At 75.3% G+C, this 14347-nt stretch carries 13 protein-coding genes; 6 read left to right on the top strand and 7 right to left on the bottom strand.

Translation table 11 applies throughout. The features are described 5' to 3' along the window. The first annotated feature begins 44 nt into the window (after positions 1-44). Entirely contained in the window at positions 45-1037 is a 993-nt protein-coding gene (locus tag ABTZ54_RS20045; protein WP_351664931.1) for a polyprenyl synthetase family protein, read from the top strand. Here the strand turns inward: ABTZ54_RS20045 and ABTZ54_RS20040 are convergent. Then, the gene (locus ABTZ54_RS20040) at positions 1021-2715 is read right to left on the bottom strand and encodes a hydroxysqualene dehydroxylase (RefSeq protein ID WP_351664929.1); all 1695 of its coding nucleotides are present in this window, start codon (positions 2713-2715) and stop codon (positions 1021-1023) included. The genes ABTZ54_RS20045 and ABTZ54_RS20040 overlap by 17 nt on opposite strands. Before the next feature lie 81 nt (positions 2716-2796). Continuing rightward, positions 2797-3348, bottom strand: a complete 552-nt coding sequence (locus ABTZ54_RS20035) for an EF-hand domain-containing protein (protein WP_351664927.1) — start codon at positions 3346-3348, stop codon at positions 2797-2799. Between the two features lie 228 nt (positions 3349-3576). Here ABTZ54_RS20035 and ABTZ54_RS20030 point away from each other — a divergent pair, with 228 nt between their 5' ends. After that, entirely contained in the window at positions 3577-4680 is a 1104-nt protein-coding gene (locus tag ABTZ54_RS20030; protein ID WP_351665089.1) for a pyridoxal-phosphate-dependent aminotransferase family protein, read from the top strand. Positions 4681-4741: 61 nt separating this feature from the next. Here ABTZ54_RS20030 and ABTZ54_RS20025 read toward each other — a convergent pair whose 3' ends face one another. From ABTZ54_RS20025 to ABTZ54_RS20010, 4 genes are all read right to left on the bottom strand, one after another. Further along, entirely contained in the window at positions 4742-5797 is a 1056-nt protein-coding gene (locus ABTZ54_RS20025; RefSeq protein ID WP_351664925.1) for an aminotransferase class V-fold PLP-dependent enzyme, read from the bottom strand. Between the two features lie 106 nt (positions 5798-5903). Continuing rightward, on the bottom strand, positions 5904-6605 hold the full coding sequence (locus tag ABTZ54_RS20020) for a DsbA family oxidoreductase (protein WP_351664923.1): 702 nt from the start codon (positions 6603-6605) through the stop codon (positions 5904-5906). Positions 6606-6675: 70 nt separating this feature from the next. Next, positions 6676-7182: a GNAT family N-acetyltransferase gene (locus ABTZ54_RS20015; protein ID WP_351664921.1), complete on the bottom strand. Its 507-nt coding sequence runs from the start codon at positions 7180-7182 to the stop codon at positions 6676-6678. Positions 7183-7319: 137 nt separating this feature from the next. After that, the gene (locus ABTZ54_RS20010; protein ID WP_351664919.1) at positions 7320-8234 is read right to left on the bottom strand and encodes an AraC family transcriptional regulator; all 915 of its coding nucleotides are present in this window, start codon (positions 8232-8234) and stop codon (positions 7320-7322) included. Positions 8235-8335: 101 nt separating this feature from the next. Here ABTZ54_RS20010 and ABTZ54_RS20005 point away from each other — a divergent pair, with 101 nt between their 5' ends. After that, positions 8336-9340, top strand: coding sequence for a zinc-dependent alcohol dehydrogenase family protein (locus ABTZ54_RS20005; protein ID WP_351664917.1), 1005 nt, complete (start codon positions 8336-8338; stop codon positions 9338-9340). A gap of 3 nt (positions 9341-9343) precedes the next feature. Here the strand turns inward: ABTZ54_RS20005 and ABTZ54_RS20000 are convergent, their stop codons facing one another. After that, positions 9344-10837, bottom strand: a complete 1494-nt coding sequence (locus ABTZ54_RS20000; protein WP_351664915.1) for an aldehyde dehydrogenase (NADP(+)) — start codon at positions 10835-10837, stop codon at positions 9344-9346. Between the two features lie 121 nt (positions 10838-10958). On the opposite strand from ABTZ54_RS20000, the gene ABTZ54_RS19995 reads away from it, so the two are divergent. From ABTZ54_RS19995 to ABTZ54_RS19985, 3 genes are all read left to right on the top strand, one after another. After that, the gene (locus ABTZ54_RS19995; RefSeq protein ID WP_351664913.1) at positions 10959-11729 is read left to right on the top strand and encodes an IclR family transcriptional regulator; all 771 of its coding nucleotides are present in this window, start codon (positions 10959-10961) and stop codon (positions 11727-11729) included. Between the two features lie 166 nt (positions 11730-11895). Beyond that, positions 11896-12909 carry a hypothetical protein gene (locus tag ABTZ54_RS19990; RefSeq protein ID WP_351664911.1) on the top strand — a complete coding sequence of 338 codons (1014 nt, stop codon included), beginning with the start codon at positions 11896-11898 and terminating at the stop codon, positions 12907-12909. Further along, positions 12906-14201, top strand: coding sequence for a sensor histidine kinase (locus ABTZ54_RS19985; protein ID WP_351664909.1), 1296 nt, complete (start codon positions 12906-12908; stop codon positions 14199-14201). The genes ABTZ54_RS19990 and ABTZ54_RS19985 overlap by 4 nt, the downstream gene beginning before the upstream one ends. Positions 14202-14347 lie beyond the last annotated feature (146 nt).

The following is a 14347-nucleotide window of genomic DNA, read 5'->3' as shown; positions in this document are numbered from 1 at the left end:
GTTCTGTACCTCGGCGGGGGTCGGGAGCGGGGACAGGGGTGGGCATGGTCGAGGTCGACGCGCTGCTGCGGGGTGCGGGCGAGGTCTGCGAGCGGGAGTTACGGAAGTGGGTCGGCTCGCTGGACGGGACCGCCGCCGAGGTGGCCGCGTACCAGTTCGGCTGGTCCGGGAGCGGTACGCGCGGGGGCGGCAAGTTCGTCCGCGCCGCCCTGGCCCTGGCGTGCGCGCGGGCTGTCGGGGGCTCGGACGCGCGGGCGGTGCCGGCGGCCGCGGCGGTGGAGATGGTGCACAACCTCTCGCTGCTCTACGACGACATGCTCGACGGGGACGCCGTACGCCGCCACCGGCCCGCCGCCTGGCGGGTGTTCGGGCGGTCGGCCGCCGCCCGCTCGGCGGACGCGCTGCTGCTCACCGTGTTCGACATGCCGGGCGACGGAGGCGCGGTCGCGGAGGAGGCGGCGGCCGCGCTGCTGGACGCGGTGGTCGGGCTGGCCGTCGGCGAGGGTCTCGACCTGGTCTTCGAGGGGCGCGAGGAGGTGGCGCTGGAGGAGTGCCTGGAGATGGTCTCGGGCAAGACGGCCGCCCTCTTCGCCTGCGCCTGCCGCCTCGGCGCCCTGTACGGCGGCGCGGGTCCGGTCGCGGCCGACGGGTGGGCGGCGTTCGGGCAGGACCTCGGCATGGCCTTCCAGCTCGTGGACGATCTGCTGGGCATCTGGGGCGATCCGGCGGTCACCGGGAAGCCGGTCTTCAACGACCTCCGGAAGCGGAAGAGGTCCGTGCCGGTGGTGGCGGCGCTGGCCTCCGGCACCCCGGCGGGCCGGGAGCTGGCCCGCCGTTACGCGGCTGCGGAGGACGCCGACGGGGCCGAGGAGCTGGCCCGGCTCGTCGAGGAGGCCGGCGGCCGGCGCTGGACCGCCGCGCGGGCCGCGCGGCACGCCGCCGACGCGCGCGAGCGGGCGCACCGGCTGACGACCGTGCCCGGGGCGCGCGCGGAGCTGGACGCGCTCTGCGACCTGATCGTCAACCGCCCGTACTGACCGCCCAGGGGGCCGGCGCGTCCAGCAGGTGCGCGCGGCCCTGCCGGAACAGCTCGGCGTCGACCTCCTTGAGGCGGCGCAGCTCCTCCGGCTGGTGCGGGGTGTACACCTCGGCGGGCGGCGCGGGCTGCCCGGCCGCGTCGAGGAGGGCGTTCACGGCGAGCCGCGCGGCCTGGTTGGCGCCCTCCATGGTGGCCAGGTTCACGGGGCAGCGGACGTGGTCGCCGGCCAGGAAGAGGTTGGGCGTCGCCGTCACCGCGCGGGGGCGCGCGGCCCAGGAGCCGGTGGTGTTGATGAGCAGCGGCTCGTCGTTGACGGCGGGACCCGGTCCGTCCAGGCCGCGTACGGCCGGGTCGAGTTCCCAGGAGTGCAGCAGGCCGGCGTGCAGGAGCGTCCGGCCGCCGCCGTTGAGGCCGTCGCACAGCTGGGCCCAGACCTCCGCCGCGACCTCCTCGCGGGTGCAGTCGCGGGCGGGCTTCCCGTACAGGATGCCGGGGGTGTCCCAGGAGGAGATGTCGACCGAAAGGCAGTCGGCCACGGTGCCGTCGCCGTAGGTGGCGCGGAAGTCGGCGTCCCAGAACTGGGCCTGGCTGATCGAGGTGAGCGCCCAGGGCGAGTCGAGGAAGAGGGCGTGGCCGCGCACGACCGGCACCGGTTCGGTCAGGTAGTACTGGATGCCGACCATCCAGTCCGTGCGCAGGTCGGCCACGCTCTTCAACTCGGCGTCGGCCTCGGCCAGTCCGCGGTCGAGGAGGGCGCCGAGGCGGTGGACGGGGAGGGCGCAGACGTACCAGTCGGCGGCCAGCTCCCGCCGCTCGCCGCGCGGTCCGCGCAGTGCGGCCCCGGTGACGGCGCGCGCCCCGACGGTCAGCCGCTCCACCCGCCAGCCCAGCTCCAGGCGTACCCCGAGCGAGGCCAGGTGCCGGATCCAGGGGTCGATCCAGGCGGTGCTGGTGGGGCCGTTGAGCACCCGGTCGGCGGGCTCGGTCCCGGCGCGGCCGAGCAGGCCGTAGCCGAAGGCCTCCAGGAAGCCGCCGACGGTGTGGGTGCTGCACACCTCGGCCCGGGCCGCGACCACGGTCCGCGTCGCGCCCACCACGCACGCCTTGCGGTACTCCTCCGAGGCGCCGTCGGCCGCGTGGAAGTCCCACCAGGAGGTGTTCTCCCACTGGCCGAGGCGCCGCTCGTCGCTGCTGGTCGTGTAGACGAGCATCCGGTTGGCGAAGTGGAGGAGCTCGTCGCCGGTCAGGCCGTTCTCGCCGGCGCGGGGTCCGAAGGCGCGCAGGAACTCCAGCGGGCTGCGGGCCCCGCTCGCCGAGGACACGTCCGTGATCCGCTCGCCGCGGCGGCCGGAGCGGGCCGTGAGCATGTGGGTGGCCTCGCGGAGGTGGCCGGCCACGCCGTCCGGCCGCCCGTCGACGGGGATCCGGCGCAGGGTGTCCGGGAGGCTGCGGTAGAAGCCGGGGAAGAAGCGGAAGCCGTGCTCGCTGGGCAGGTCGAGCCGCCCGCCCCGGCCCGTTCCCGGCACCCAGGCGCTGCGGGCCTTGCCGCCCCAGCCGGCCGGCTCCACGACCGTCACCTCGAAGCCGCGCTCGGCGAGCTCCATGGCCGCCGTGAGCCCGGCGACCCCGCCGCCCAGGACGGCGACCCGTGAGCCGCGTCTCGTCGAAGCCCCCACGGCTCCCCCTCCCTCGTTCACGACAGACGAAGGCCGCCCACCGGCAGCGGAACCGCGATGGACGGCCTCGGGCGGGCGGGCTCAGACGCGCCCGAAGAACAGGCTGCCCGGGGCCTCCGGGTCGTCCGAGAAGTAGTACTCGCGCAGGGCGCGGATGAACTCCATGCGCGAGATCACCCCGTCGCCGTCGGTGTCCAGCGCGGCGAAGGACTCCATCGCGTCGGGCGCGTCGATCCGCCACACGTCCTTCAGGGCGCGGGCGAACTCGTCCTTGCTGATCTCGTTGTCCTCGTCGACGTCGACGACGTCGAAGATGGCGTGGCCGCCACCTTCCACCACGTTGAAGCGGCTGTTGTCCTCCACCATGAGCCGGCTGGCGGAGACGAACTGCTCCTTCGTGAGGCGGTCCGTCTCCACGTTGGCGTGGCGCATCAGCTCCAGCCAGTACATCTCGACGAAGACCTGGAGCGCCCTGGCCCGGCGGTCGTCCCTGCCCAGCTTGTACGCGTCGATGTAGCGGTCGGCGAGCTGCTTGTACTCCGTCCATTCGAGCTGACCGTCGCCGTTGGCGTCCATCGTGTCGAAGGAGCGCTCCAGCTTGGCGTTGATGACGTCCTGCGGGGTCGTGGTCATGGACCCGTCCTTTCGTGATCTTGCATGCGAGGCGAGCCCAGCATGGGGGCGGGCCCGCCCGGCCCGGCACCGAACAGTCCCCACATCACCTGATCGGGTGATCACACCGCGCGACCCGTAACCCTCCCGCCAACCCGCCCGTCCCCGGCCGGACCGCTTACGCTGACTCCAGCTCCATCCCGATGCATGCGACACGCATTCGATTCCGAAGAAGGCACCTCCGTGACCGTGACACATCCGCTTCTGGACCTGGCCCCGCTGACCGCCGCGCACTTCGCGTCGATCGAGCGCCGGGTCGCCGCGCTGCTCTCCACCGAGCAGGACGTGGTGATCACCCAGGGCGAGGCGCTGCTGCCCCTGGAGGGCTGCATCCGCAGCGGCGCGCGGCCGGGCTCGACCGCGCTGAACATCGTCACGGGACCGTACGGGCAGACCTTCGGCAACTGGCTGCGCGACTGCGGCGCCACGGTCGTCGACCTGGAGGTGCCGTTCCACACGGCGGTGACCGCCGAGCAGGTGGCGCGGGCCTTCGCCGAGCACCCGGAGATCGACTTCGTCTCCCTGGTGCACGCGGAGGCGGCGACCGGCAACACCAACCCGGTCGCGGAGATCGGCGAGGTCGTGCGGGCCCACGACGCGCTGTTCTACCTGGACGCGGTGGCCTCGATCGGCGCCGAGCCGGTGCTCCCGGACGCGTGGGGCGTCGACATGTGCATCATCGGCGCGCAGAAGGCCATGGGCGGCCCTGCGGGCGTCTCGGCGGTGTCGGTGAGCGCCCGCGCCTGGGAGCGCTTCGCCGCCAACCCGCGGGCGCCGCGCCGCTCGTACCTCTCCCTCCTTGACTGGAAGGAGCGCTGGATCGACGGCGGCCGCAAGGCGCTGCTGCACGCCCCGGCGCAGCTGGAGATGCTGGCCCTTGAGGCCTGCCTGGAGCGGATCGAGGCCGAGGGTCTGGACCCGCTGATGGCCCGGCACGCCTCGGCCGCGGCGGCCACCCGCGCGGGCGCGCGGGCGCTGGGCGGCGGCCTTGAGCCGTACGTGTACGAGGCGCGGGACGCGGCCCCGGTCGCCACGACGCTGCGCTCCCCCGCCGGGGTCGACGCCTCGGAGCTGGTGGCGAAGGCGCTGGCGGCGGACCCGTCGCTGCCGCTGATCGCGGGCGGCGGGGCGCTGGCCAAGGAGATGATCCGGGTCAACCACTACGGGGTCGACGCGACCCCCGGCGCCGTCCAGTCCTCGCTCGCGGCCCTGGGCGCGGCCCTCGCGGAGACGGGCCGCACGGTGGACCTGGAGGGCGCGCGCCGGGCGGTCACGGAGGCGTGGGCACGCTGACGCGCGCCGCCCCCCTGTCGTACAGAGCTCTTCGTACAGAGCTCTTCGTACGGAGCCGGGCTCAGCCCGCGATGACCTCCAGCGCGCGCTCCACGTCCGCCGAGGAGTTGTAGAGGTGGAAGGAGGCCCGCAGGTTGCCCACGCGGGCCGAGAGGAGGACGCCCGCGTCGCGCAGGGCGTCGGCGCGGGCGCCGAGGCCGGGGACGCCGACGACGGTCGACGCGTCGGCGACGGGGGTGTGGCCGAGCTCGGTGAGTCCGGCACGGAAGCGGGCGGCGAGGGCCTTGTTGTGGGCCTCGATGCGCTCGATGCCGACCTCCTCCAGGAGGGCGAGCGAGCGGGCCGCGCCGTGGTACGAGAGGAAGGCCGCGGGCTCGTCGAACCGGCGGGCCGAGCGGGCCAGTTCACGCACCGGGCCGTAGCTGTTGGTCCACAGCTCCTCGCCCGTGACCCAGCCCGCGTGGATCGGCAGCAGCGCGTCCTGGGCCTCCTCGGTGACGGTGAGGAAGGACGCGCCGCGCGGGCAGAGCAGGTACTTGTAGCCGCCGGCGACGGTGAAGTCCCACTCCGCCGCGTACAGCGGCAGCCAGCCCGCCGACTGGGTGGCGTCGAGGAGCGTGCGGGCGCCGTGCGCGGCGGCCGCGGCGCGGATCGCGGCGAAGTCGGCGGTCCGGCCGTCCGCCGACTGCACGGCGGAGAAGGCGACGAGGGCGGTCTCGGGCCGCACCGACTCCGCGAGCAGCTCCAGCGGCACGAAGCGGATCTTCAGGTCGCCGCGGACGGTGAAGGGCGTGATGACGGAGGAGAAGTCGCCCTCGGGGAAGAGGATCTCGGACCCGGCCGGCATGGACTGCGCCACCATGCCGACGTGGACGGAGACCGAGCTGCCGACCGCGACCCGGTCGGCGCCGATGTGGGCGAGCCGGGCGAAGGAGGCGCGGGCCTCGTCGACGATGTCGAAGCTGCCGGCGCCGTCGGGGCGCCCGGCCGCGGTCTCCTCGGCGAGGAGGGTGACGGCGTCGACCGTCCGGCGGGGCAGCAGGGCGCAGGCGGAGGTGTTCAGATAGGTCTGCTTGGGGGCGAACTCGGCTCCGCCCAGGGGCTCCAGAATGTCCATGCCCCCAGCCTGGATTCCCCACGATCTCCCGTCAATTGACATAGATCATGGGGAATCTCCAAGTGGCGCTTATGAGTCGGTCACCCGGTCGGCGCCTTGCGGACGCTCAGCAGTTGCCGCCGTCGATGTCGCAGGCGTCGGCGGCGGTGTCGCCGACGACGGGCTGGAGGGCGCGGCCCTGCCAGGCCTGCTCCAGAGCCTGGGTGAAGACCTCGGCGGGCTGCCCGCCGGAGACCCCGTACTTCCGGTCGAGGACGAAGAACGGCACGCCGTTGGCGCCGAGCTCGGCGGCCTCGCGCTCGTCCGCCCGTACGGCGTCGGCGTACGCGGTCGCGTCGGCGAGCACCGCGCGGACCTCGGCCTCGTCGAGACCGGCCTCGACGCCGAGGGCGACCAGGGTGTCGGCGTCGAAGACCGAGCGCTCCTCGGCGAAGTTGGCCCGGTAGGCGAGGTCGAGCAGCTCGCTCTGGCGGCCGCGCTCCTTCGCCAGGTGCAGCAGGCGGTGGATGTCGAAGGTGTTGCCGTGGTCGCGGCCCTCGGTCCGGTAGCCCAGGCCCTCGGAGTGGGCGTTGGAGGCGACGTGGGCCTCCATGGCGCGGGCCTCGTCGAGGGTGCGGCCGTACTTCGTGGCCAGCATCTCCAGGACGGGCGCGGTGTCGCCCTTGGCCCGGTCCGGGTCGAGCTCGAAGGAGCGGTGCACGACCTCGATGTCGTCCCGGTGGGCGAAGGCCGCGAGCCCCTTCTCGAAGCGGGCCTTGCCTATGTAGCACCAGGGGCAGGCGATGTCGCTCCAGATCTCGACGCGCATGGTGGGGTTCTCTCCAGACGGGGGCGGGGGTCGGGGTGTCCAAGGAGCGGAACGTCCCGACCCGCCGGATTCATTCCGCCGTGGGCCCGGGCGCGAGTGTGAGCCGGAGCACCAGGTGGTCCCCGGAGCGCGGACCGTCCGGGTCCGGGAGCCAGCCGCGAGCGGCGTAGAAGGCCTGGGCGCGGGTGTTCCGCTCGTACACCTCCAGGCGGGCCCGGCGCACCCCGGCGGCGCGCCAGGCCTCGGCGCAGGCGGCGTGCAGGGCGGTGCCAACGCCGCCGCGCCAGCGGACCGGGGCGACGTGGAGCTGGCTGAGGTGCATGACGCCGTCGCGCTCCCCGTACGCGGCGATGCCGAGGAGCTCCCCGGTCGTCGCGTCACGGGCGGCGAGCACCCGGCCTGCGTCGATCGCCGCGCCCCAGCCGGTCCGGGAGCGGTCCAGCTCCTCGGGCCCCTCGAAGGCGGCGTCGGGGAGGTGGCCGCGGCAGTAGGTCGCGCGGGCCTCGGCGTGGAGGGCGGCGACCGCGTCGAGGTCGGCGGGGGCCGCGCGGTCGATACGAAGGGGGGTTCCGGTCACGCACTCTCAGGACGCGGAGGCGGCGGGCGCGGTTGCGGGCGCGCCGACCCGGCCGAAGGACGCCCGGTAGGCACTCGGGGTCGGCCCGGTCCCGCGCGGCAGCGGTCGGGCCCGTGCCCGACGCCCGGGCCGCTCGCCTAGGCGGCCCTGCGGTACTGCCCGGGTGCCACCCCGTACTCCCGCTTGAAGGCCTTGGCGAAGGCGAACTCCGAGGAGTATCCCGAGCGTTGGGCCACGGCCCGCAGTGGCAGGTCGTCGGTGCGCAGCAGCCGTCCGGCGGTCGTCATGCGCCACCAGGTGAGGTACGCGAGCGGGGGCCGGCCCACCAGGGTGGTGAAGCGGCGGGCGAACGCGGCTCTCGACAGGCCGCCGAGGGCGCCGAGTTCCTCGACCGTCCAGGGGCGGGCCGGATCGTCGTGGAGGGCACGCAGGGCACCGGCGACGGCCGGGTCGCTCAGCGCGGCGGACCAGCCGGTGGAGCGGTCGGCGCGCTCGGCCAGCCACCAGGTGCGCAGCAGGTAGAGCAGCAGGGTGTCGAGGAGGGCGGGGACGATGGTGTCGGCGCCCGGCTGGGGTTCGGCGAGTTCGGCGCCGAGCAGGTCGACGGCGGCGCGCAGCCGGGGGTGGGCGCCGACCCGGGCCGGGATGTGGACGTACGGGGGCAGCTCGCTGAGCAGCGGGTGGGCGCGGGCCCGGCTGAGCTGGTAGGACCCGCACAGCAGCAGGGTCTCCCCGGCGCCCACGGGGCCCCGGTCGGGGAGGGTGGGCCAGGAGCCGTCGGGGGCGGGGACGGCGTCGACGAGCGGGGTGCCGGGGTCGTCGGCGAGGCCGTGTCCGACACCGTGCGGGAGCAGGACGACGTCGCCGGGGCAGAGCCGGACGGGCGGCGCGCCGTCCCGGGGCAGCAGCCAGGCGGTGCCCTGGAGCACGACATGGAATCCGGCGCCTCTGGAGGCGGGAAAACGGAAACCCCAGGGCGCGAATCTGACGGTACGGGAGGAGTGCGGCCGGCCGGTGCGCATGGCGGCGATGGCATCGCTCAGTACGTCCATGCCCCGCACCGTACCTCTCGTCCGCCGGGCGAGACGATCGGACATGGAAGGGAGTTGGGGAGACATGGATCGTCTCGTCGCCCCCTCTTAGCGTCGGGGACATGGGAAACGACATGACGACGAGGGCGGTTCTGTTCCACGAGCTCGGCGGCCCCGAGGTGCTGACCGTCGAGGAGGTGCCGCTGCGGGCGCCCGGGCCGGGCGAGCTGCGGGTGCGGGTGGAGGCGATCGGGCTCAACCGGGCCGAGGCGCTGTTCCGTTCGGGAACGTACTACTACCAGCCCACCTTGCCCGGCTCGCGGCTCGGCTACGAGGCGGCCGGGGTGGTCGAGGAGGTCGGCGAGGGCGTCACGGCGTACGCGCCGGGCGACGAGGTGATGGCGGCGGCCAACTTCGACTTCGGCGTGCACGGGGTGTACGCGGAGCGGGTGGTGCTGGCGGAGGAGTACGTGGTGCCGCGCCCCACGGGGGTGGACGCGGTGACCGCCGCGGCGGCCTGGCTGGCGTACTCGACCGCGTACGGCGGCATGGTGGAGGCGGGCGGGCTGCGCCCCGGGGACGAGGTGCTGATCACCGGCGCGTCCAGCGGGGTCGGCACGGCCGCGATCCAGACGGCGCTGCGGATCGGGGCGGTGCCGATCGCCACGACCCGGGGCGAGGCGAAGCGGCGGCGGCTGCTCGGCCTGGGCGCGGCGGAGGTGATCGCCACCGACTCCCAGGACCTGGTCGCGGAGGTGAGGCGGCGCACCGGCGGGCGCGGTGCGCGGGTCGCGTTCGACGCGATCGGCGGCCCCGGCTTCGCCGAGCTGGGCAACGCGCTGGAGCCGGGCGGCACGGCGGTGCTGTACGGCTGGCTGGACCACCGGCCGGCCGAGATGCCGATGAACTGGCCGCTGACCGTGCGGGGTTACGCCAACGGCGCGGTGGTACGGACGGCCGAGGGGCGGGCCCGGATGGCCGGTTTCATCGGCTCCGGGCTGCGCGACGGCTCGCTGGCGCCGGTGATCGCCGAGACCTTCGAGGGCCTGGCGGCGCTCCCGGAGGCGCACCGCCTGATGGAGTCCACCACCCACACCGGGAAGATCGTGGTGCGGGTGGTGGACTGACGGTCAGCTCCGGGGCACGCCCAGCGGGTTGTCGTCGCGCAGCTCCGGCGGGAGCAGGTGGCCGGGGGTCGACTGGTAGGTGACCGGGCGCAGCCAGCGCTCGATCGCCGTGCCGCCGACGGAGGTGCCGGTGGAGGTGGTCGCCGGGTAGGGGCCGCCGTGGTGCTGGGCGGCGGCGACGGCGACGCCGGTCGGCCAGCCGTTGACGAGGATCCTGCCTGCCAGCGGGGTGAGTTCGGCGAGCAGCGAGGCGGCGCCGGGGTCGTCGTCGGCGATGTGCAGGGTGGCCGTGAGGTTGCCGGGCAGCAGGCCGAGGACGGCGCTGATCTGCTCGCGGTCGGTGTAGCGGGCGACGACGGTGACGGGCCCGAAGCACTCCTCCAGGAGCGGCTCGTGGCCGCCCTCGGGCATCAGGCCCGCGTCGACGGTGAGCACCCCGGCGCTGACCGTGTGCTCCCCGCCCGCGCCCGGGGTGACGGGCGCGGTCACACCGGGCAGCGCGGCCCGCTCGCGCACCCCGTCGACGAAGGCGCCGCGCATCCGGTGGTCGAGCATCACGCCGGGCTCGGTCTCGCTGACGGCGGCGGTGAGGGCGGCGACGATCCGGTCGCCCGCCTCGCCCCGGGGCGCCAGGACGAAGCCGGGCTTGGTGCAGAACTGGCCCTCGCCCAGGGTCATGGAGCCGGCGAGCCCGGCGCCGATCTCCTCGGCCCGCTCCTCGGCGGCGGCCGGGGTGATCACCACCGGGTTGAGCGAGCCGAGTTCGCCGTGGAACGGGATGGGTACGGGGCGGGCGGCGGCGGCGTCGAAGAGCGCCCGCCCGCCGCGTACCGAACCGGTGAATCCGGCGGCGGCGACCAGCGGATGGCGGATCAGCTCCACGCCCGCGTCGAAGCCGTGCACGAGCGAGACCACGTCCGCCGGGAGCCCGGCCTTGACGGCGGCCCGGCGCAGCAGGGAGGCGCAGAGCTCGGAGGTGGCCGGGTGGCCGGGGTGGGCCTTGACCACGACGGGGCAGCCGGCCGCGAGGGCGCTGGCGGTGTCGCCGCCGGGGACGGAGAAGGCGAGCGGGAAGTTGCTCGCCGCGTAGACGGCGACGACGCCGAGCGGGACCTTCATGCGCCGCAGGTCGGGCGTGGGCGGGGTGGTGGCCGGGTCGGGCCGGGAGATCCGTACGTCGAGGAAGGCGGCCGCGTCGACGATGTCGGCGAAGGAACGCAACTGGGCGGTGGTGCGGGCGAGTTCACCGGTGAGCCGGACCGGCCCGAGGGCGGTCTCCGCGTCGGCGGCCTCGATGACGTGGTCACGGGCCTCGTCGAGGAGGTCGGCCGCGGTGCGCAGCAGCGCGGCGCGGGCGGTGCGGTCGGCGAGCGCGTCGAGGGTGCCGCGCGCCGAGCGCACGGCCCGGTCGACCTCCTCGGCCGTGGCCTCGACGGCGACCTGTTCGCGCGGCTTCCCCGTCCGAGGGTCCACGCTCCACACTGCTTCTGCCGCCACCGCCACGCACCTCGTTCGCTATTCTGAACACTGTCCTGATAGGTGAATCCCGCAGGGACTCTATTGACGGCCCGGCCGTCTCCACAAGTGGCTTCGGTACGAGGGGCGAGGGGCGGGCGCGATGCCGACGAGCGACACGGGCGGGGCCCCGGTCAAGTCCGCTGTGCGGACCGTGGAGTTGCTGGAGTACTTCGCCGGGCGGCCCGGCCTGCACGCGCTCGCCGCCGTCCAGGAGGCCGTCGGCTACCCCAAGTCCAGCCTGTACATGCTGCTGCGCACCCTCGTCGAGCTCGGCTGGGTGGAGACCGACGCGACCGGCACCCGGTACGGCATCGGCGTACGGGCGCTGCTCGTCGGCACCGCGTACATCGACGGCGACGAGGTGGTGGCCACCGCCCGGCCCACCCTCGACCGGCTGTCCGACGACACCACCGAGACCATCCAGCTGGCCCGCCTCGACGGCACGGACGTGGTCTGTCTGGCGACCCGCAGGTCCCCGCACCACCTGCGCCCGTTCACCCGCGTCGGACGCCGGCTGCCGGCCCACGCGACCGCGCTCGGCAAGGCGTTGCTCGCCACCCACACCGACGAGCAGGTGCGCCGGCTGCTCCCCGGGACGCTGCCCGCGCTCACCGAGCACACCCTCACCGACCGCGAGGAGCTCATCGAGGAGCTGCGCGCGATCCGCGAGCGGGGCTACGCGGTGGACCGCGAGGAGAACACCCTGGGGCTGCGCTGCTTCGGCATCGCGCTCCCCTACCGGACCCCGGCCCGGGACGCCGTGAGCTGCTCGGTGCCGGTGGCGCGGCTGACGCAGGGGCACGAACAGCTGGTCAGGGAGGCGCTGTTCGACGCTCGCGACCGGCTGGCGCTGGCGACCCGTCGGCTCTGAGGCCCCCTGGGTCCCCCGGCCTCCGGCCCCGGACCTCCGGGGTCCCCGGCCTCCGACCCCCACGCCTTCCGGTCCCCGGGGGGGCAGGCCGTCTCCCCCGTACGGCGGAGGCGGTTCACCATCGGGCAGGAGGTGCCGGGGCGGGTCCTGGCGGGACGGTGGGGACATGACCGCACCGATGCTCCCCGCTCCCGCCGCCCCGGCCCCCGCGCCCGCCGCCACCGTGCCGGCCGGCCCCCTCCGGCCGGTGCTGCGCGCCCTCGCGATCGTCGCCTGTCTCCCGTACATCACGCTCAAGGCCGTCTGGGTGGCCGGCGGCCGGGTCGGGATCCCGGACGGGAGCGTGCTGCTCGACCACCCGACGATGATGGCGGTCGCCAACGGGGTCTCCGTCCTCGCCGACGCCGTCGTGGTGCTCCTCGCGCTGCTGCTCACCCGCCCGTGGGGGCTGCGGGTGCGGGCCTGGACGCTGGCCTTCCCGATGTGGGCGGCGACCGGCCTGATCGGCCCGATCATGATCGCGTATCCGGCCCAGCTCGTCGTCTCCCTGCTCGGCGGCTCCGGCGACGGCTCCTCGGGCCCGCCCCGCGAGCCCTTCCTCGACTCCTGGGTCTTCCCCGTCGTCTACGGCGGTTTCATCGTCCAGGGCCTGAGCCTCGGCACCCTCTTCGCCCTGTACGCCCGCGAGCGCTGGGGCCGGGTCTGGCGCGGGCGGCTCGGGGAGCTGCCCGCCGCCACCGGCGGCCCCGTCGTACGGGCCGTCGCCGTGGCCGGGGCCCTGCTCGCCCTCGTGCCCGCCACCCTCTGCGTCCTGTGGGCCTCCGGCCTGACCAGCGGCCTCTCGCCGGACCTCGCCGCGCAGTACGACGCCGACCGGGCGGTCGTGGACGCCGTACGGGCGCTCCTCCTCGTCGTCGCCGCCGTCGCGACCCTGCTGCTCGTCCTGCGCCGTCCCGCCGGGCTGCGGACGCGCACCGCGATGGGCGTGTCCTGGCTGGCCTCGGGGGCGGCCGGGTGCTGGGGCGCGTACATGACGCTGGTCATGGCCATGCCCCAGGGCGATGCCGGTAAAGGCCCGACGGGCCTGATGATCACCGCCTACGCTGGCGAAATGATCACCGGATTCCTGCTGGCGGGCTGCCTCGCGGTCGTCCTCGGCCGCCGGAGCGCGACGGCGTGACCCGGCTCTGGGGCGTCCTCCTCGGGCAGCGGGCCCGGCGGCGCTGGCTGCATCTGATCCTCGGCGGCGCGCTGTTCATGCCGTACTGGCTGGTCGGGACGGTGGCCGTCGGGCCGTTCTCCCGGGACGGGAACGTCCTCGGGGGCAGTCTCGGCCTCCAGCTCGCGGCCTACGCCGTCGGGCTGCCGATCGCCGCCCTGACCGCCCTCTTCCCGCTCGCCCGGCCGATGTCGGTGGCGGCGGCGCGGGCGCTGTGCGGGGTGACGCCCGGCCGGTTCGCCGACGGGCCCGCCCGGGGGCGGGGTGCCCGGGCGCGGACCGCCGGATGGTTCACCCTCCACCTCGGGACCGGCGCCCTGCTCGCCGGGGCCACGCTGGCGCTGCCGCCGTTCGCGCTCGCGGTGAGCGCGCTGCCGTTCTCCCCGGAGCTGCGCGCCTCGGAGCTCGGCCGCTTCTGGCACCTGGACCGGCCCTGGCTCGCCTGGGCCGGGCTCCCGCTCGGGCTCCTGCTGCTGCTCGCCCTCGCGGGCGTCGCCGCCGCGACGGGCGCGCTGCTCGCCCGCGCGGCGCCCCGGCTGCTCGGGCCGAGCCCGGCGGACCGGCTCGCGGCGGCGGAGCGGCGCGCCGCCGAACTGGCCGTACGCAACCGGCTCGCCCGCGAGCTGCACGACTCGGTGGGCCACGCCCTGAGCGCGGTCACCCTCCAGGCGGGCGCGGCCCGCCGGGTCCTGGAGACGGACACCGCGGACCTCGCGTTCGTACGGGAGGCGCTCACCGCGATCGAGGAGACCACCCGGCGCACGGTCGGCGAGCTCGACGCGGTCCTGGGCCTGCTGCGCAGCGGCGAGGACGACGGCGACTTCGCCGCGCCCGGCCTGGACGCGCTGGACGCGCTGGTGAAGGGCGCCGGGCCGGGCGTGACGCTGACGGTGAGCGGGCGGCTCGCGGAGCTGCCGGAGGCGGTGTCGCGCGAGGCGTACCGGATCGTGCAGGAGGGGCTGACCAACGCGGTGCGGCACGCGCGGGGCGAGAAGGTGACGGCGCGGATCGCGCTGTCCGGGGACGAACTGGAGATCACGATGGAGAATCCGCTGCCCGGCACCCCACCGGTGGCCCGCCCGGACGGCGGCCGCGGCCTGCGCGGCATCACGGAACGCGCCCGCCTCCTGGGCGGCACCGCCCAGGCCGGCCCGACGGACGGCAACTGGCTGCTGGCGGCCCGGCTGCCGGTGGGGGCGGCGGGACCCGCGGGGACCGCGGGGGCGACGGGGACTGCGGGAGGACGGGGCTGATGGGCGGCGTGACGGACGGGACTGCGGACGGTCCCATGGGCGGCGGCTCTTCGGACGGCAGTACGGGCGACCTGGCGGACGGCCCGGCGGGCGACCTGGCGGACGGCCCGGCGGGCGGCCTTGCGAGCGACCCGGCGGGCGGCCCA

The organism is Streptomyces sp. NPDC094032 (assembly GCF_040303965.1).
GTDB lineage: Bacteria > Actinomycetota > Actinomycetes > Streptomycetales > Streptomycetaceae > Streptomyces.
The sequence above is the reverse complement of the archived record's forward strand: the minus strand, read 5'-3'. Positions and strand labels throughout refer to the sequence as shown.